The organism is Flagellimonas zhangzhouensis (assembly GCF_900102925.1).
In the GTDB taxonomy this organism is placed as follows: domain Bacteria; phylum Bacteroidota; class Bacteroidia; order Flavobacteriales; family Flavobacteriaceae; genus Flagellimonas; species Flagellimonas zhangzhouensis.
In genome coordinates this window covers 480,221-498,137 of sequence record NZ_FNKI01000001.1, presented here as the reverse complement: position 1 = coordinate 498,137, position 17,917 = coordinate 480,221, and the positions used below count along the sequence as shown (strand labels likewise).

Here is a 17,917-nt window from a genome sequence, read left to right as displayed (position 1 = left end):
TACATGATGTTAACATGGTTTTAGCGGAATATAAATGTTAAAACTCGTATTTTTACAGGAATTGATTAATAACTATAAAAACAAAATAATTATGGCTTTTGAACTACCTAATTTACCGTATGCATATGATGCATTGGAACCAAATATAGATGCTAGGACCATGGAGATTCACCATACCAAGCACCATAATGGATATACTACCAAACTAAATGGCGCCATTGAAGGAACCGACCTTGAAGGAAAAAGTATTGAAGACATCCTTTCTGGATTGGATATGTCCAACAGCGCAGTTAGAAATAACGGAGGTGGATATTTTAACCACTGTTTGTTTTGGGAAGTAATGTCCCCAGACGGAGGAGGAACTCCAACTGGTGATTTGGCATCTGCAATCGATGCTGCTTTTGGTTCTTTTGATGCTTTTAAAGAAAAATTTGCCGCTGCTGCTGCATCTCAATTTGGTTCTGGATGGGCTTGGTTGTGTGTGCACGAAGGTGGTAAAGTAGATATTTGCTCTACGCCAAATCAAGACAATCCTCTAATGCCAGGTATTGGTTGTGGTGGAACGCCAATTTTAGGATTGGATGTTTGGGAGCACGCGTATTACCTAAACTATCAAAACAGAAGACCAGACTATATTTCTTCTTTTTTCAATGTAATTAATTGGGAAAAGGTATCAGAAAACTATGAGGCTGGTAAATAAATGAATTCATTCTGATAGTTGAAAAAGCCCCGCACATTGTGCGGGGCTTTTTTTGTTTTCGTTTTCTAAAATAGAAAAGGGTGAGGAAGCCCTCACCCTTTTCGTCCCAAATCTTACCATAAACTTAACCTACTTATGCTATGGCGAGACTAAAATACTGGTATTGTGTAAAATAACAAAGGCTTTTAGATAAATTTTTGATTTGTGTAGGAAAATGAAAACGTGCAGTTCGTCGATAATTTAGATAAATACTTGGTAGTCAAACATAAAGAAGGCGGAGATAACTCCGCCTTCTTTCCCCAAATCTTACCATGAACTTAACCTACTTATGCTATGGTCCTCCAAATGTAAGGCAAGCTTAATTTTGGAAAACAAGTTTTCGGATGAAAGTCCCCGAAATTGGTTGAAGTGTACTATGGAACCGCTTTATTGATATTTGTCAAGTAACGGATACTGAATTTTGAATTTTGGGAATTGTAGAAAATAAAAAAGGTGGAAGCTATTCCACCTTTTTAGCTTAATTTAGAATTCTATATCTTTAATTACTTTGATTGTGAATGAAGTGTCTTTATAAATAATTTCACCATTTACTTCTGAATTTTCGATTGGGCTATAAAAGTAAAAACTACCCTTTTTCCATTCACATGAATCTAATTTGATTGAGAGAATAAGATTTGTTTCCTTTTTAGGAATTGAATCAACTATTTCAACCTTAACTCCTTGTGATAAATTAAATGTTGACAAATCTGAAATGAACCCATTTTTTACTAATCTAATGGGCAATCTTTCCGCTAATTCCAAGTGAAGATATCTCTGGATATTGTCGGTGTATAATATTTCAGAAACAACAGCTTCTTTTTTTTCTTTTGTTAAGCATTCTTTTTTGCCGTTTGATATTGCTCCATTTTTTAAATCATTACTAGATTTTTCCCTACAAGCCATCAAGGACAAGGAAAACAATAATAGATATAATGATGATTTTACGTTCATTAAAAATTTATGTTAATTGTTTATTTTATTTAAAATTAATCTAGCATTGTCGGGCTGAACATTATTGCCATAGACCATAATTTCGAATTTTCTTCCTTCCTCCCCTGGATAATCAAATCCATTATTGTAATCACCATAATGTACATACTCATGTAGGATGGTGGTACCTAAAAAGAAAATAGCCGCATCATTATCATTTTCAATAAGGGTGCCATTTTCTAGTTGGGCTACATAGTCAATGTCAAGGAAAATTTTGTTTGGATTTTCAGGTTTGTCAAAATACCCTACTGTGTCTTCTGTACATGTATTGCAGTCTGGGTAGTTATCCAATTGTGCAATATGCACCTCTGGCCCTTTGCCCCATTGTAGATCATTTTGTATTTGGTTAATTGGCAGTTGGGTAAACTGGTGTATGGCATTGGTGATTTTTGGGATGTTGGCCACATTGGGCAGTTGGCTTTTCAAATATTGGGTCAACTTTGGGTAAAGGATATGGTAGTTGCTCCCCGTGGGGTACTTTACAAAGGGGAACGGAGAAACACAGGTATGGGCATACCTGGAGTTGATCACATTTTGGGCAAGCGTCCTCGTCTCCACCGAAGATCCGTTCATTTCCATAAATTCACCGACCAATTCGTAAAACGCCTCATTATTTGCAGCGATGAACCAATTATATACAGGAGTTGCCGTGTTCAACCCTATTTTATAGGCCAAAGGGTCGGCTCCCTCGGGCATATTGTTCTCCACTACGGAGGAGATAAGGATATCGCTGCCCTCCGAGGTGTAGCTTGTGCCACCGCCCCCAAAATTGTTTTCGGACACATACTCTTGGGCCGCACCGTTTGAACTGCTATCACTGGTACAGAACATTTCATTTTGGTAGTCGGTATAGGGCGAACTACAGGAGCCGTTCCCATCGGTACAGTTGCAGTCGCTGTCGTGGTAGTGCGTGCCAGTGGCACCGTTTCCAGAACAAGCATAGCTTATATAGACCTCAACGTTGTAACAATAGACACCTCCATTGTTGCCTCCGCCCCCGTTGCAATCTGGATCGTCCATAAGGCAGGGTTCCTTACTGGCAAGCGATCCCATTTCGTCCATGTCAAAATCCAATAGTTTTTCAAAGGTGGTGTTCTGCGCCATGTTGTAGTCATGTGGCAAAGTTCCCTTTTCGGCACCCCCATAAAAGAAACGATATACCTCAAGTTCATTTTTTCGTTTGACCACCATTAGGTTCTGCAGTATGGTGGGGTCTTCCAGGTCATCGTCCGTCATATAAAAAGTGAACGAGGTATAGTCCACACTTTTCTTGCTGATCTTCTTTACGTGCTTTTTGTGTATGTTGAACTTGTGCTTCTTCTTTCCTTTTAAGGTATTGCCATCGATTGGCTCAAAATCCAAATGGTCGCTCAGGGCACTATAAAAAGGTTCTTGCCTAAAGGATTCGAATGCTATCTCTTCGATCTCTAGTTCTTTTTCCTTTTCAAGGTTTTCGGTTTGGTTGTTTTCTGTTTCTTCCGATGTGCATTGGTAGGCCAATATGGCCACTAACAACACTGGCAGTAGGTTACGCAGTCGTTTCATTACTTGTTCAATTTTAATTTTTAATTAGATTTGGGCGGGAATCTTTAAAAATTACACCGCAACTTGTTGTAGATGACCATTATGGTCAAATACGTTTATGCTGCGTTGAACAAGTAGTGGGGATTGTGTTGCGTCTAAACTAACAACTTTATTTTAATTAGGATTGGGTGAAAACCCTAAAAAAACTAGGTGTTTTCCGTAGTAATGTTTTTAATTAAAAGTTTATCAGGGAAAATAATGTGATTTGGCGGCTATAAAATAAAAAAGGTGGAATAGCTTCCACCTTTTTTGCCCCAAATCTTACCATGAACTTAACCTACTTATGCTATGGCAAATACTAAAGTATAATGGTGTATAAGCCGTTGTATAAAAAGCCGCCAATCTACAGGATTCATCGATGAACTGCATGGATTGATCAGCTAAAGGTCAGTAAATGTTAATATGCTCTCTCGTTCTTACCTTCGAAGAAGTTAATGAACGCCTTGTTAACCACTCTGTTACCTCCTGGAGTTGGGTAGTCTCCAGTGAAATACCAATCCCCAAGATTTTTTGGACAAGCCTTGTGCAAAGCTTCCACACTTTGGTAAATAATTTCAACTTCTGCGTTGATTCCTTCAGGGCTTAAAATCTCACCAATCTTTTTGGAAATTTGCTCTGGTGTAAAGGGCGCATAGAATTCTTTAACATAGTTCACCACATCTTTGTCATGTGATTTAACTTGTGCCAAACATTTTTCGTAAATCTCTTTGATTTTATGCGTTGTTCCATGGTCTTCGTGTAATGCCTGAGCCGCTTTAAAAGCCACAAAGTCTTCCAATTTTGCCATGTCTATTCCGTAACAATCGGGATAACGAATTTGTGGGGCAGAAGAAACTACTACAATTTTCTTTGGACTTAATCGATCTAGAATTTTAAGGATGCTTCGCTTCAAAGTGGTACCACGAACAATACTATCGTCAATAATTACGAGATTGTCGTTCGGTTTTACAGAACCGTATGAAATATCATAAACGTGAGCCACCAAATCATCACGGCTGCTATCTTGTGTAATGAAGGTTCTCAGCTTGGCATCTTTAATGGCAACTTTTTCAATACGTGGCCTTACCGCTAATATTTTATGAAGCTCTTCACGGGTAATGTTTGTGCCCAATTCCAAAATTTGTTCCTCTTTTTTCTTGTTGAGGTAATTCTGGGCCTCTTTCACCATTCCAAAAAAAGAAGTTTCGGCCGTGTTGGGAATATAGGAGAATACCGAGTTTTCCAAATCCCCATCAATGGATTCCAAAATTTGAGGAAACACCAATTTCCCCAATTTCTTTCTTTCTTGATAAATTTCTTTATCACTACCCCTTGAGAAGTAAATACGCTCAAAAGAACATGCTTTGCGCTCTGTAGGTTCCAAAATTTCTTTGAGTGCAACGGAACCGTTCTTCTTAATGATTACAGCATGACCAGGATCCAATTCTTTTACGTCATCAAACTTTACATTGAAAACGGTTTGGATCACAGGACGTTCAGAAGCTACCACGACAACCTCGTCATCTTGGTAATAATATGCTGGACGGATTCCTGCAGGATCTCTCATCACAAAAGCATCACCATGGCCCAAAAGGCCACCCATAGTGTAACCGCCGTCCCAGTTTTTGGATGCTTTCTTCAATATTTTGCCCACGTTTAAACGCTCAGCAATTATTGGAGAAGCTTCTCTTTTACTGTACCCTTCCTTTTTTATCTGTTTGTACAATTTAGCAACTGCATCATCCAAAAAGTGACCAATTTTTTCCATCACGGTCACCGTATCGGCCATTTCTTTAGGGTGCTGACCCAATTCCACCAAATTACCGAACAGCTCATCAACATTCGTCATGTTGAAGTTACCCGCAACGATAAGGTTACGGTGCATCCAGTTGTTCTGTCTTAAAAAGGGGTGTACACTTTCAATACTGTTCTTTCCAAAAGTACCATACCTCACGTGACCCATCAAAAGCTCCCCGATATAGGGAATGTTCTTTTTTTGCCAAGCCACATCATCATCATGGCCTGGATTTTCGGTCAAGGCGGTATTGATTCTGGTGTTGATTTGGTCAAAAATATCTTGAATAGGTTGCTGGTTGGCAGATCGTACCCTGCTCATGTACCGCTCACCTGGATCCATGTCCATTTTTATACTGGCAAAACCAGCACCATCCTGTCCACGGTTGTGCTGTTTTTCCATTAATAGGTACATTTTATTCACCCCATAAAAGGCCGTACCGTATTTTTCCTTGTAGTACTCTAGAGGTTTAAGCAAACGGATCAGTGATATTCCGCATTCGTGCTTAATAGCGTCACTCATAACAAACCAAATAAAAAAAGCCCCGAAAAATCAGGGCGCAAATTTACGTTAATTCTATATTGAACTGTGTCAATTCTTTAAATTGTTCCAGTCGGGCCTCGACTTCATCTTTTTGCAGATCCACCATCCGTTCTGTTCCGAACCGTTCTACGCAAAACGATGCTAGATTAGATCCATGGATAATGGCATTTTTCATGCTTTCAAAAGAAACATATCCTGCTTCGGCCAAATACCCCGCAAAACCACCCGCAAAGGTGTCTCCTGCACCTGTTGGATCAAAAACCTCTTCCAAAGGAAGTGCTGGGGCAAAGAAAATATTTTCTCTGTGGAACAAAAGTGCTCCGTGTTCCCCTTTTTTGATCACCACATATCTTGGTCCCATTTTCTGAATTTTGGCCGCCGCTTTCACCAAGGAATATTCATTGGTCATTTGTCTGGCCTCTTCATCATTAATGGTAAGCACATCAATTTTGGAAATTACGTTCATCAACTCATCCCAAGTATGGTCCATCCAAAAATTCATGGTATCCAAAATGATAAGCTTTGGTCGTGTTTCCATTTGATTAATTACACTCAATTGAATGTTTGGGTGTAGATTGCCCAACATCACAATTTCAGCATTGGTAAAATCGGCAGGTACAACAGGATTGAAATCGGCCAAAGTGTTCAATTCGGTGGCTAAGGTATCCCGAGAATTCAAATCGTTATGGTATTTACCTTCCCAGAAAAAGGTTTTTCCTCCTTTTACAACCTCTACTCCAGATAGATCAATGTTCTTATTAAGAAGAATATCCATGTAGGATTGCGGAAAATCGTCACCCACTACAGATACAATGGCTGATTTTACGTTGAATTGAGATGCAGCCAAACCTATAAAGGTGCCAGCGCCCCCTAAGATTCTACCTGTTTTTCCGAACGGTGTTTCAATGGCGTCGAATGCCATGGTCCCCACGATCAGTAAATTGCCCATTACCTAATTTTTGCTGCAAATATACGCTTTGAAATTCCATAATGGAATCATTAACAAAGGATTTAAGAAAATCGGGGAATAAATGAGGTGTTAAGTGCAAATTATAGTTCAATTTCAAGCTAATATCTCCTAGCTCAATACTCGTATCTGCTTTCTATTTACGTCCGAAATCGGCTGGAATTTCACCCCACGCTTTGGTTTCCCATTTTACTATCGGGGTAGTATATCTGTTATTTTTTAGCCAGGTTTCTGCGCGCTCGATAAGCTCGAAGAGGATTTCGTTTTTAGCAGACTTTTCCAATTTGGTGCCACATTTCCCTTTTCGTACCCAACCAATGGCTATTCTTGAATCGGAATAAATGATTCGATTGCTCTTTTTCTGTTTAAGGAAAGCCAATCCGTGAACCAAGGCTAAAAACTCACCTACATTGCTGGTGCCCTTTTCAAAAGGCCCTTGGTGGAAAAGTACTTTTTTGCTTTTGGTGTCAACACCTCGATACTCCATTTTTCCAGGATTTCCACTCGAAGCTGCATCTACTGCAATGGAATTGTAATTGGGGTCGCCAATTTTAAGGAGTTCCTCTTGGCTCAGTTCCGATTTTCCTTTGGATTTTCCCTTATAATCTGAATAATTGCCATTGTAGGCTTTTTTGGCGTCGGCAAAAGTTGAAAATGATTTGTATTGCGCCCCTTTGTATCCTTCTATTTGAGCTTTGCAATCGGCCCACGATTCAAAAATTCCTGGGTGCTTGCCCTGCCAAACCACATAAAACTTTTTCTTTTTGGCCATTAGGATAGGAGTTTTTCTATCACTTTTGGGAAGTGCTCGTACTCCAATTGGTGTACTTTTTGGGCAATGCTTTCGGCATTATCGGAACCATCCACTTGGGTTTTGGCTTGAAAAATGATAGCGCCTTCATCGTAATTCTCGTTTACGTAATGAATAGTGATGCCCGTTTCAACCTCATTATTATCCTTAACAGCTTGATGAACCCTTTCTCCATACATTCCTTTCCCACCATATTTAGGTAAGAGAGCAGGGTGAATATTGATGATCTTATTTGGGAAAGCTGCTATAATATTGGAAGGGATTTTCCATAAAAAACCTGCAAGAACCACTAAATCGGTCTGCATGCTCTTTAAAAAGTCCACTACAGCATCAGAGTTTTTGAAAGCAGTTTTATTAAAATAAAAAGCAGGCACCTCCAAGCGGTCGCAGCGTTCCAAAACTTTGGCGGTACTTTTATTAGTAAGCAAGGCAACCACTTCAATAGTAGGGTTGTCACCAAAATAATTGATGATATTTTCTGCATTTGAGCCACTTCCAGAGGCAAAGATTACAATTCGTTTCATCCGCTAGGAAATCAAGGGATTTTGGATTAACTTTCGGAAGCTAAAGTAAGATACTGAATCTTAAGTAGCTTTATTTGGAGCACATTTTATCGACAAATGGTGTATTTAATCCAAAGTTTTATATTTTTGCCAACGATTAAATTTTTAAAACCACAATAATTATGTCAGACATTGCATCAAGAGTAAAGGCTATCATTGTTGATAAACTAGGCGTTGATGAGAATGAAGTTGTAGCAGAAGCTAGCTTTACCAACGATTTAGGAGCGGATTCCTTGGACACTGTTGAACTTATCATGGAGTTTGAGAAAGAATTTGATATCCAAATACCAGATGACCAAGCAGAAAACATTGCTACTGTAGGTCAGGCCATTAGCTACATTGAAGAAGCTAAGTAATTTTATGATATATTGCCAAAGATTCTAAATTATCCATGTGGTAACCACCACATGGATAATTTTTTTTTAATTTAGGCCTAAAGGGTAAAAAAATAGTTCAATGCAGTTAAAGCGAGTTGTAGTAACCGGAATGGGAGCATTGACCCCCATTGGTAACAATTTAGAAGCTTATTGGGAAGGACTACGGACCGGTAAAAGCGGTTGTGCCCCCATTACGTATTTCGATACCGAAAAGTTCAAGACTAAGTTTGCCTGTGAGTTAAAAGGGTACGATCCGAACGATTTTTTCGATAGGAAAGAAGCCAGAAAACTTGACAGGTTTGCCCAGTATGCACTGGTTTCCTCCGATGAGGCGATTGCAGATTCAGGGATAGACTTGGATGTTGTAGACAAATTCAGGGTCGGTGTAGTTTGGGGAGCAGGAATTGGAGGTCTTGAAACTTTCCAGAATGAAGTGATCGGGTATGCTCAAGGAGACGGAACTCCTAGGTTCAACCCCTTCTTCATTCCAAAAATGATTGCGGACATTGCTCCAGGTAATATTTCCATTAAACATGGATTTATGGGGCCTAACTATACTACCGTTTCCGCTTGTGCATCTTCGGCAAATGCCATGATTGATGCCCTAAACTATATCCGTTTGGGACATTGTGACGTTATTGTAACCGGAGGTAGTGAGGCAGCGGTAACCATTGCAGGAATGGGTGGGTTTAACGCCATGCATGCCCTGTCTACCAGAAATGAAAGTCCAGAAACAGCTTCAAGGCCATTCGATGCAACCCGCGACGGTTTTGTATTGGGAGAAGGTGGAGGAGCTTTGATTTTGGAAGAATATGAGCATGCAAAAGCAAGAGGTGCCAAAATATATGCTGAAGTATTAGGAGGTGGACTTTCCAGTGATGCCTACCATATGACAGCACCACACCCAGAAGGAATTGGTGTGGTAAAAGTGATGGAGAATTGTTTGCAAAATGCTGGCCTGAAACCAGAAGATGTAGACGCCATCAATACCCACGGAACTTCTACACCATTAGGAGATGTTGCTGAGTTGAAGGCTATTTCTAAAGTATTTGGGGATCACGCCTCAAACATTAACATCAACTCAACAAAATCCATGACAGGACACTTGTTGGGTGCTGCTGGGGCCATTGAAGCAATAGCCTCTATTTTGGCGATGGAGCACAGTTTGGTTCCACCGACCATTAACCATACCGTGGTTGATGAAAACATTGACCCTTCTTTGAACCTTACCTTGAACAAAGCTCAAAAGCGAGAGGTGAAGGTAGCCATGAGTAACACTTTTGGTTTTGGAGGACACAATGCTTGTGTGCTTTTCAAAAAATTAGGGTAGTTTTGTAACATGAAACTCTCCTCAAAAATATTCAATTCCCATCCGAGCACGGATGGGGATTTTTTTTTGGGAATGAAACGAATACTTGGATTTAAGCCCAAAGATCTTAGTGTTTACAAAACAGCTTTTCTACACCGATCCATGAATCAAAAGGATGCCAATGGCAACCCCATGAACTACGAACGTTTGGAGTTTTTGGGAGATTCCATGTTGGGAACTATCATTTCAAGACATCTATACAATGAAGTGCCCGAAGGGGACGAAGGCTATTTGACCAAGATGCGATCCAAAGTCGTAAGTAGAAAGCACTTGAACGAATTGGGCAAGGACTTGGGACTTTTGAAATATGTGGAAAGTAGAATCCCCAAGACCCATTTTGGAGAAAATATTCACGGCAATGTGTTCGAAGCTTTGGTTGGAGCCATTTATTTGGATAGAGGCTATACCTATTGCGAAAAATTTATTCAAAATAGGGTAATAGAACCTTATGTAGATATTGAGCAGCTGGAAGGAAAGGTAATCAGCTATAAAAGTTTGGTCATCGAATGGTGTCAAAAACAGAAAAAGCCTTTCAACTACAATGTGTACGAGGACACAGGTAAGGATGAGCTCAAGCATTTTGCCGTAAAACTTTCCATTGGGGATCGTTTAATGGCAAAGGCACGGGCAACCTCCAAAAAGAAGGCCGAGGAAAAAGCATCCAAAAGAGCATATTTTGCACTTCAAAGCAAGATTGAAAACCGTTAATTTTAAATTATGGTAAATTCAAACGTTTTCGCTTTGATTAGAAGTGTATTCTGTTGCATAAACTAGGCAGTCAATAGGAATAGGCCTATATTTACCTTTCGTGTTATGGGAACGTATACGACGCATAAGATTTCGGCAGACTTGTATGATGACAGTTTTAAACTCATCGCCATTCATAGTGATTTGCAAGATTATGCCTTAACGTATGCTATTAATTCCCAATGCGGATTGTATTTAAAACGCATGAAAAGGGATTTGTGTTTGAATGGAAACTTAACCTTTTCTGTGTTTGATTGGGATGATGGGATGAATGATGTGTATTGGACGCTCATTTCGAACAAATGTGTTGTGGAAGAAGTGATTCCTTCCGACGGACTCTTTGGAAACGATGTAAATGTCACCACAAATCATCTGATAAAAGAAAGAAAAGAAGTGGATTATTTTTTAAAGGTGGAATCATCGGACGATTCACTATTTTCGCAAAAAATTAAATACATCAACCAGATATCCAAGGTAATAACAGCTTACCCATTGGAAACTCAAAACTTAAAATCAAAAAGAAATTTAATCTTTTAACAATGCCAACTAGAAAGAAGACAAAAATTGTAGCAACCTTAGGTCCAGCCACTAGCAAAAAGGAGGTCCTAAAGGATATGATGGAAGCAGGTGTGGACGTTTTTCGTATAAACTTCTCCCATGCCTCATACGAAGATGTTGCTGAGCGTATTAAAATGATCAGGGAACTTAATGACGAGTTGGAAGTTAACACTGCAATACTTGCTGACCTTCAAGGTCCAAAACTTCGTGTAGGAGTTATGGGCGGAGAAGTAATCGTTGCCCCTGGCGATACCGTAACTTTTGTAACTGGAGAACCATTCGAAGGTACTGCAGAGCGTGTATACATGAACTACCAAAACTTTCCGAAGGATGTAAAAGCTGGGGAAAGAATTCTTTTGGATGATGGAAAGTTGATCTTCGAAGTAAAGTCAACCAACGGAGAAAATGAAGTTCAGGCAACTGTAATTCAAGGAGGTCCTTTAAAATCTAAAAAAGGGGTAAACCTTCCAAATACAAACATTTCTTTACCCGCCTTGACCAAAAAAGACATCAAGGATGCCATTTTTGCCATTGGCCAAGATGTGGATTGGATTGCCTTGTCTTTTGTGCGTCATGCTCAAGATTTGTACGATCTACACAATTTGATCAAGGAGCATACCGAACATAAAATCCCTGTGATTTCCAAAATTGAAAAACCAGAAGCTCTTGAGAACATCGAAGAGATTGTAAAGGCTTCCGATGGTCTTATGGTAGCGCGTGGCGATTTGGGTGTTGAGGTTCCAGCCCAAGAAGTACCATTGATTCAAAAGCAATTGGTATTGGCAGCTAAAAAGGGTAGAATTCCAGTAATCATTGCCACTCAAATGATGGAAACCATGATTACCAGCCTTACACCAACTCGTGCTGAGGTGAACGACGTGGCCAACTCAGTAATGGATGGTGCCGATGCGGTAATGCTTTCAGGTGAGACTTCAGTGGGTAATTACCCAGTTCAGGTAATTGAAAAAATGGCAAGCATTGTTTCCAGTGTAGAGGGTTCAAGTTTGATCAAGGTGCCACAAACACCACCACATGTTAGAACCAACAGGTATATCACAAAATCGGTATGTTACCACGCGGCATTGATGGCCAATGAAATTGAGGCAAGAGCAATTTCTACCTTAACCAACAGTGGATATACGGCCTTCCAAATTTCAGCTTGGAGACCAGCAGCCCATATTTTGGTATTTACCTCCAACAAGAGAATCCTTACCCAATTGAATTTGCTTTGGGGAGTTAAGGCATTCTATTATGACAAGTTTGTTTCAACCGATCAAACTATTGAAGATGTAAACCAAATTGCCTGTAAAAAAGGCTTCTTGGAAGAAGGAGATATGTTAATCAGTTTGGCGGCTATGCCTATTAAAGATAAAGGTATGGTGAATACCCTAAGGGTAACCCAGATTGAAACTTGTAATTTCTAACAGGAGATTAAACAAACAAAAAAGGCGCTCAAACTTGAGCGCCTTTTTTGTTTGTGTATTTGGCATTTGTTGGGACTGTAAGCATACAGAATTAATTGTGACTAAGGGTATTGTAACGGAACAATCAACCCATGAAATACGAATACAAAGATTCCAGATTAGGGGCCATTTTAGGTTTTACAGATGATATCAAAAGAGACCAAGAACGTTTCTCCATTACCTCCAAGACCATTAAGTTTTTGTGGAACAGAAATGATTGTCCATTGACCATCCAAATAGATGGGATGGACTTAGAACTGATGCCAAACCAGATTATCACCGTTACCTATTTGCAGTTTGTTTCCTATGAACAAACACAATTGCCGCTCTCTGCCATTCTGTTCAATAGGGAGTTTTATTGTATTTCCGATCATGATAGTGAGGTTTCCTGCAACGGAATCTTGTTTTTTGGAACGCAGGATATTCCAATAATCAGCATTCCACAAGACCAAGAAAATAAGTTCAAGGTGTTGCATCAGATGTTTGTGGAAGAGTTTTCAACCCCCGATAACATTCAGGGTGATATGCTGCAAATGTTGCTCAAAAGGTTGATTATTATGAGCACACGATTGGCCAAGGAACAACTGATCGTAAAATCATTGGGAAATGAACAAATAGACATCATCCGTAGATTCAACTTTTTGGTAGACATGCATTACAAAACCAAAAGGAAAGTAAGTGACTACGCCGAAATGTTATTCAAATCTCCCAAAACACTATCCAACTTATTTTCCATCTACAATCAGAAATCGCCCCAGCAAATAATTTTGGAGAGAATTGCCTTGGAAGCGAAACGCCTCATTAATTATACCGATAAACAAAATCAGGAAATTGCCTTTGAATTGGGCTTTAACGACCCTGCTCATTTTAGTCGATTCTTCAAAAAAATGACCCAAATGACCCCTTCGGAGTATCGTGAAAACTTGGTTTTGGCCGCCTAGGGAAAATTAGTCAAGCCGTCGGGAAATCCTTCCTAACACCTGCCCTTCTTTCCGCCGCATCTTTGCCCTGTAATTTAAAAACAGAAAAGATGAAACCCACGGAAAAATCCATTTTCAATCTCATAGAGATTTTTAGAACATCACAGAAAACCGAAGTACAACCAGTAGCGGTATCGGACCACTGTGAGCAGCAATACCATCACGATTTCTATTGTGATGCGGAAAAACCCTTTGTACAGACGTATTAATCTTTATATAAATTTCAAAATCATAATAATTATGAGCACAATCAATGTACCCAAAAGAGAAGAAGTAAGTGTAGCCAACCAGGCTATTTTCGACAATCTTAAAAACGCAGTAGGCTTTGTACCTAACCTATTTGCTACCTATGCCCATTCAGAAAATGCATTAGGCAACTACCTAGGACTTTCCAATGCAAAAACATCATTGAAAGCCAAAGAGAAAGAAGTCGTGAATTTGGCCGTAAGCCAAGTAAACAATTGTATTTACTGTTTGTCTGCGCATACCGCTATTGGTAAAATGAACGGATTTACAGATGAGCAAATCCTTGAATTAAGAGCAGGTAAAGCTCCTTTTGATCAAAAATTGGATGCTTTGGCACGTTTAGCCAAAAATATTACTGAAAACAGAGGAGCAACAGACGAACAGGTTTTGGAAAACTTCTTTGCAGCTGGATGGACCAAAGAGAATTTAATCGACACTATAGTTTTGGTAGGGGATAAAACCATCTCAAACTATGTGCACAGTACCACAAAAGTACCTGTGGACTTTCCATTGGCACAGCCATTGGAAGCTGTAGAGGCTTAAAAATTATCCATCATCAATCAAAAAACGCCCTTTCAATTTAATGGAAGGGTTTTTTATTCTTCCACCATTTCAGAAAAGAAATTTGGGGCTATGCTTTTGGCCATAAAAATGGGCCAATCATTCTTGAACAAATAGCTTTCAGTGATGGCACTTTCATAAAGCAAATAAATGCCACTCGAAATTTTTTCGGTCTCTGCCTTGGAAAGATTGGAAATATTGTCACCTACCACTTCCCCTATAAACAAAAGCAGTTCCTTTTTCTGTTTTTGAATCACATCAAAAATCTTCTGATGATCAGCCGAAAGCTCACCTAGAGTTTTAAGACACCAGCAGCCATAAAAGTTTTCTTCTAGATAAAGATCACGGAGCAAATCGAAAATGGCCAATAGTTGGTTCTTGCCCTTGGCCCTCTCCTTCACATAACTTTTAAGCCGTTCCATGAACACGGATTGGCGCTGTTCCAGATACGCAATACAAATGTCTTCTTTGGACTTAAAATGACTGTACAGCGTGGCCTTGGCTATGCCAGTTTTCTCGATAATCTCGTTGATTCCTGTAGAATTATAACCTTGGGTGTAAAAAAGATGGCCCGCCGTAGTAATTATGTGTTGGTGCAATTCGGGTCGTTGCATAAAATAAATATGATAAAATTAGCGGGGGGCTGCTGTACAAATTAAACAAGAAATTATGTTTTGGCAATGGATTAAATAAAACAATAATTTACAGTTGAAGCGATTCGTTCAATACCTACAGGTGGAATCCTACACCAAAAAACTTCAAAAATCATAACTCATTAAAAACCTGATCATTGGAAACAATTCTTTATATTAGGTTATTCATTTTTCAATCAAAATAATTTAAACACTATCCAAAATGAAAAAGTTATTACTGGTCCTACTCTTGGGACTTTTTTGTCTACCCATTACTTATGGGCAAGAATTCCAATTCAAAGCCGATGACATTAACATCGATTACAAAACCTACACCTTAAAAAATGGTCTTACGCTATTGGTCTATGAAGATCACAAAGCACCCATTGCCGCAGTTAATGTGTGGTACCATGTGGGTTCCAAGAATGAAAAGCCAGGAAAAAGTGGTTTTGCTCACTTGTTTGAGCATTTAATGTTCAACGGAAGTGAGAACTACAATACCGATTATTTTCAAGCCTTGGAAAGTATCGGGGGAACCGATTTGAATGGAACCACCAACAACGACCGAACCAATTATTTTCAAAATGTACCCGTATCTGCTTTAGATCAGGTGTTGTTTTTGGAATCTGACCGAATGGGACATTTATTGGGTGCCATTGATCAAGAAAGACTTGATGAGCAACGTGGTGTGGTTCAAAATGAGAAAAGGCAGGGCGAGAACAATCCCTACGGAATGCAATGGGATTATTTAACCAAAGCTATGTATCCCAAAGGACATCCCTATTCTTGGACCGTAATCGGTGAAATGGAAGATTTGAATGCAGCTTCTTTGGAAGATGTGCAGGAATGGTTTAAATCCTACTATGGAACTGCCAATGCCGTGGTTGCAGTGGCGGGTGATGTGAATGCCGATGAAATTTATGACAAAGTTGTTCAATATTTCGGGGATATTCCATCTGGACCTACGGTGGAAAGACAGGAAGTAAACATTCCGAACAAGGTTAATGATTCCCGTCAAGTGTATCAAGACAGAGTACCTGAAACCAGAGTGCTTTTTGCTTGGAATACACCTCAATTTGGCGCTAGGGAAGATCTTCATTTTGATTTGATTTCTGCGATTTTGACCAGCGGTAAGAATTCAAGATTATATCAAAAGTTTATTTACCAAGACCAGTCGGCAAGCTCAGCAGTTTCCTTTCAGGCATCTAGTGAAATTGCCAGTCGCTTTATCACCTATTTGAATGTAAAAGCGGGAGAAGATCCAGCTAAATTGGAAAAGGAGCTTTGGGAAGAAATAGATAAATTCATAAAAGAGGGCCCAACAGAAGAAGAATTGAAAAGAGTAAAGGCCAATTATTTTGCCAACTTCATCAAAGGATTGGAACGAATAGGTGGTTTTGGGGGCGTTTCCGATATTTTGGCTTCCAATCAAACCTATCATGGTGATGCTGCCTACTACAAAACCCAATTGAAATTTGTAGAGGATGCAACCATCGCCGACCTTCAAAAAACGGCAGCCAAATGGTTGACCAAAGGCAAGCATATTTTAATATGCAACCCTTTCCCTGAATATGAAATTGTAGAATCTTCCATCGATAGATCCAAATTACCAGCCTTGGCAGAACAAAAAAGTTCCAAATTCCCAGAATTGCAGCGCACCCAACTTTCCAATGGACTTAATGTAGTGCTTGCACAACGAGAAGGTGTACCAACCGTCATCATCAATTTAGTGGCCGACGCGGGGTACAAAACCGATTATTTATCCAGTCCAGGGACAGCAAATTTGGCCATGAACTTAATGGACGAAGGAACCAAAGACAAAACCTCGTTGGAGATTAACGAGCAGTTACAGCTTTTGGGCGCATCGTTGAGCACATTTTCAAGTCAAGATGAGTCCAATGTGTATATGAGCACCTTGAAGCCAAGTTTAGACGCCAGTTTGGATTTGTTTATGGATGTTTTGCTTAATCCTGTATTTCCAGAAAAGGAATTTGAACGACTACAGAAAGAACAGATCAATAATATTAAACAGGAAAAGGCACAGCCTATAACCATGGCGCTTCGTGTGATGAACAAATACCTTTATGGAGATGACCACCCATACAGCACGCCTTATACGGGTACGGGCTACGAGGAGTCTGTTTCCAAACTGACCCGCGATGATGTGGTGGCATTTTATGATACGTGGTTCAAGCCAAACAATGCTACTTTGATCGTGACAGGAGATGTTGAAATGAAGGATTTGAAATTCAAATTGGAAAAAACCTTGGGCAAATGGAAAAAAGGCGATGTGCCAACCATTACTTTCAACGCACCAAAGACCAACTCCAAGAACACCCTGTATTTAATGAACAGACCCGAATCACAACAGTCTGTGATTTTGGCAGGTCATTTAACAGAAAAATACGGTGATGTTTCCGAGATAGCATTGGAACAAATGGTGAATATTCTTGGAGGTGATTTTACTTCCAGAATCAACATGAATTTAAGAGAAGATAAACACTGGTCGTATGGTGCTGGAGGATTTGTTTTGGGCTCAAAAGAGGTTCGACCTTTTATTGTGTATGCCCCAGTTCAAACCGATAAAACTGCAGAATCGGTGACTGAAATTAGAAAGGAAATTTCTGAATTCACTTCTACAAGACCAGCCACCAAAGAAGAGTTGGATAAAGTGAAAACCAATCAAGTGCTGAAATTACCAGGACAGTGGGAAACCAATAGTTCGGTGAACAGTTCGGTGAGAAGTTTGATCAGATATAATTTGCCTGACGATTATTATCAAAAATACGACCAGAATGTACGTGGCCTTTCCTTGGACGATATTCGTAAGGTGAGTAATGAAGTGGTGCAACCCGAAAAGGTAAATTGGTTTATGGTAGGCGATAGAGCAAAAATCATTGACAAATTGGACGAGCTCGGTTTTGACAACATTATCGAAATTGATGCGGATGGAAATCCAAAGAAACCAGCGGTGGCTGAACAAGTAGAAACAGACATTAAAAATTAAAAAATG

The 17,917-nt window shown here is 39.6% G+C and carries 17 protein-coding genes; 10 read left to right on the top strand and 7 right to left on the bottom strand.

Annotated elements, in window-relative coordinates:
• Positions 1 to 91: 91 nt before the first annotated feature.
• Positions 92 to 700, top strand: a complete 609-nt coding sequence (locus BLQ18_RS02155; protein ID WP_090293635.1) for a superoxide dismutase — start codon at positions 92 to 94, stop codon at positions 698 to 700.
• Positions 701 to 1,222: 522 nt separating this feature from the next.
• On the opposite strand, the gene BLQ18_RS02150 is transcribed toward BLQ18_RS02155, so the two are convergent.
• From BLQ18_RS02150 to purN, 6 genes are all read right to left on the bottom strand, one after another.
• Positions 1,223 to 1,690, bottom strand: coding sequence for a hypothetical protein (locus tag BLQ18_RS02150; RefSeq protein ID WP_090292189.1), 468 nt, complete (start codon positions 1,688 to 1,690; stop codon positions 1,223 to 1,225).
• 12 nt (positions 1,691 to 1,702) lie between these two features.
• On the bottom strand, positions 1,703 to 3,274 hold the full coding sequence (locus BLQ18_RS02145; protein ID WP_090292186.1) for a hypothetical protein: 1,572 nt from the start codon (positions 3,272 to 3,274) through the stop codon (positions 1,703 to 1,705).
• Between the two features lie 436 nt (positions 3,275 to 3,710).
• Entirely contained in the window at positions 3,711 to 5,609 is a 1,899-nt protein-coding gene (locus BLQ18_RS02140) for an amidophosphoribosyltransferase (RefSeq protein ID WP_090292185.1), read from the bottom strand.
• Positions 5,610 to 5,652: 43 nt separating this feature from the next.
• On the bottom strand, positions 5,653 to 6,579 hold the full coding sequence (locus BLQ18_RS02135; protein WP_090292183.1) for a PfkB family carbohydrate kinase: 927 nt from the start codon (positions 6,577 to 6,579) through the stop codon (positions 5,653 to 5,655).
• 154 nt (positions 6,580 to 6,733) lie between these two features.
• Positions 6,734 to 7,369 (bottom strand): ribonuclease H1 domain-containing protein, encoded by a 636-nt coding sequence (locus BLQ18_RS02130; RefSeq protein ID WP_090292181.1) that lies wholly within the window; start codon positions 7,367 to 7,369, stop codon positions 6,734 to 6,736.
• Positions 7,369 to 7,932, bottom strand: a complete 564-nt coding sequence (purN, locus tag BLQ18_RS02125; RefSeq protein ID WP_090292179.1) for a phosphoribosylglycinamide formyltransferase — start codon at positions 7,930 to 7,932, stop codon at positions 7,369 to 7,371. The genes BLQ18_RS02130 and purN overlap by 1 nt, the downstream gene beginning before the upstream one ends.
• A gap of 161 nt (positions 7,933 to 8,093) precedes the next feature.
• Here purN and BLQ18_RS02120 point away from each other — a divergent pair, with 161 nt between their 5' ends.
• The 8 genes from BLQ18_RS02120 to BLQ18_RS02090 all read left to right on the top strand — a co-directional run bounded on the left by BLQ18_RS02120 (position 8,094) and on the right by BLQ18_RS02090 (position 14,254).
• Positions 8,094 to 8,327: an acyl carrier protein gene (locus BLQ18_RS02120; protein ID WP_009778413.1), complete on the top strand. Its 234-nt coding sequence runs from the start codon at positions 8,094 to 8,096 to the stop codon at positions 8,325 to 8,327.
• A gap of 100 nt (positions 8,328 to 8,427) precedes the next feature.
• On the top strand, positions 8,428 to 9,678 hold the full coding sequence (gene fabF / locus BLQ18_RS02115; RefSeq protein WP_090292177.1) for a beta-ketoacyl-ACP synthase II: 1,251 nt from the start codon (positions 8,428 to 8,430) through the stop codon (positions 9,676 to 9,678).
• A gap of 9 nt (positions 9,679 to 9,687) precedes the next feature.
• On the top strand, positions 9,688 to 10,425 hold the full coding sequence (gene rnc, locus BLQ18_RS02110; protein ID WP_090292175.1) for a ribonuclease III: 738 nt from the start codon (positions 9,688 to 9,690) through the stop codon (positions 10,423 to 10,425).
• 105 nt (positions 10,426 to 10,530) lie between these two features.
• Positions 10,531 to 11,001 carry an IPExxxVDY family protein gene (locus tag BLQ18_RS02105; RefSeq protein WP_090292173.1) on the top strand — a complete coding sequence of 157 codons (471 nt, stop codon included), beginning with the start codon at positions 10,531 to 10,533 and terminating at the stop codon, positions 10,999 to 11,001.
• Between the two features lie 2 nt (positions 11,002 to 11,003).
• Entirely contained in the window at positions 11,004 to 12,446 is a 1,443-nt protein-coding gene (pyk, locus tag BLQ18_RS02100; protein WP_090292170.1) for a pyruvate kinase, read from the top strand.
• Between the two features lie 131 nt (positions 12,447 to 12,577).
• On the top strand, positions 12,578 to 13,426 hold the full coding sequence (locus tag BLQ18_RS02095) for a helix-turn-helix domain-containing protein (RefSeq protein ID WP_090292168.1): 849 nt from the start codon (positions 12,578 to 12,580) through the stop codon (positions 13,424 to 13,426).
• Between the two features lie 89 nt (positions 13,427 to 13,515).
• Positions 13,516 to 13,674, top strand: a complete 159-nt coding sequence (locus tag BLQ18_RS16940) for a hypothetical protein (RefSeq protein ID WP_175443699.1) — start codon at positions 13,516 to 13,518, stop codon at positions 13,672 to 13,674.
• A gap of 31 nt (positions 13,675 to 13,705) precedes the next feature.
• The gene (locus BLQ18_RS02090; protein WP_090292166.1) at positions 13,706 to 14,254 is read left to right on the top strand and encodes a carboxymuconolactone decarboxylase family protein; all 549 of its coding nucleotides are present in this window, start codon (positions 13,706 to 13,708) and stop codon (positions 14,252 to 14,254) included.
• A gap of 53 nt (positions 14,255 to 14,307) precedes the next feature.
• Here BLQ18_RS02090 and BLQ18_RS02085 read toward each other — a convergent pair whose 3' ends face one another.
• A complete protein-coding gene (locus BLQ18_RS02085; RefSeq protein ID WP_090292164.1) occupies positions 14,308 to 14,886 on the bottom strand; it encodes a TetR/AcrR family transcriptional regulator in 579 nt (192 codons plus the stop codon).
• A gap of 241 nt (positions 14,887 to 15,127) precedes the next feature.
• Here BLQ18_RS02085 and BLQ18_RS02080 point away from each other — a divergent pair, with 241 nt between their 5' ends.
• The gene (locus BLQ18_RS02080) at positions 15,128 to 17,911 is read left to right on the top strand and encodes a M16 family metallopeptidase (RefSeq protein ID WP_090292162.1); all 2,784 of its coding nucleotides are present in this window, start codon (positions 15,128 to 15,130) and stop codon (positions 17,909 to 17,911) included.
• Positions 17,912 to 17,917: the final 6 nt, after the last annotated feature.

Coding starts and splice junctions, on each gene's coding strand:
- BLQ18_RS02155 (WP_090293635.1), top strand. CDS start 92: ATGGCTTTTGAACTACCTAATTTACCGTATGCATATGATGCATTGGAA.
- BLQ18_RS02150 (WP_090292189.1), bottom strand. CDS start 1,690: ATGAACGTAAAATCATCATTATATCTATTATTGTTTTCCTTGTCCTTG.
- BLQ18_RS02145 (WP_090292186.1), bottom strand. CDS start 3,274: ATGAAACGACTGCGTAACCTACTGCCAGTGTTGTTAGTGGCCATATTG.
- BLQ18_RS02140 (WP_090292185.1), bottom strand. CDS start 5,609: ATGAGTGACGCTATTAAGCACGAATGCGGAATATCACTGATCCGTTTG.
- BLQ18_RS02135 (WP_090292183.1), bottom strand. CDS start 6,579: ATGGGCAATTTACTGATCGTGGGGACCATGGCATTCGACGCCATTGAA.
- BLQ18_RS02130 (WP_090292181.1), bottom strand. CDS start 7,369: ATGGCCAAAAAGAAAAAGTTTTATGTGGTTTGGCAGGGCAAGCACCCA.
- purN (WP_090292179.1), bottom strand. CDS start 7,932: ATGAAACGAATTGTAATCTTTGCCTCTGGAAGTGGCTCAAATGCAGAA.
- BLQ18_RS02120 (WP_009778413.1), top strand. CDS start 8,094: ATGTCAGACATTGCATCAAGAGTAAAGGCTATCATTGTTGATAAACTA.
- fabF (WP_090292177.1), top strand. CDS start 8,428: ATGCAGTTAAAGCGAGTTGTAGTAACCGGAATGGGAGCATTGACCCCC.
- rnc (WP_090292175.1), top strand. CDS start 9,688: ATGAAACTCTCCTCAAAAATATTCAATTCCCATCCGAGCACGGATGGG.
- BLQ18_RS02105 (WP_090292173.1), top strand. CDS start 10,531: ATGGGAACGTATACGACGCATAAGATTTCGGCAGACTTGTATGATGAC.
- pyk (WP_090292170.1), top strand. CDS start 11,004: ATGCCAACTAGAAAGAAGACAAAAATTGTAGCAACCTTAGGTCCAGCC.
- BLQ18_RS02095 (WP_090292168.1), top strand. CDS start 12,578: ATGAAATACGAATACAAAGATTCCAGATTAGGGGCCATTTTAGGTTTT.
- BLQ18_RS16940 (WP_175443699.1), top strand. CDS start 13,516: ATGAAACCCACGGAAAAATCCATTTTCAATCTCATAGAGATTTTTAGA.
- BLQ18_RS02090 (WP_090292166.1), top strand. CDS start 13,706: ATGAGCACAATCAATGTACCCAAAAGAGAAGAAGTAAGTGTAGCCAAC.
- BLQ18_RS02085 (WP_090292164.1), bottom strand. CDS start 14,886: ATGCAACGACCCGAATTGCACCAACACATAATTACTACGGCGGGCCAT.
- BLQ18_RS02080 (WP_090292162.1), top strand. CDS start 15,128: ATGAAAAAGTTATTACTGGTCCTACTCTTGGGACTTTTTTGTCTACCC.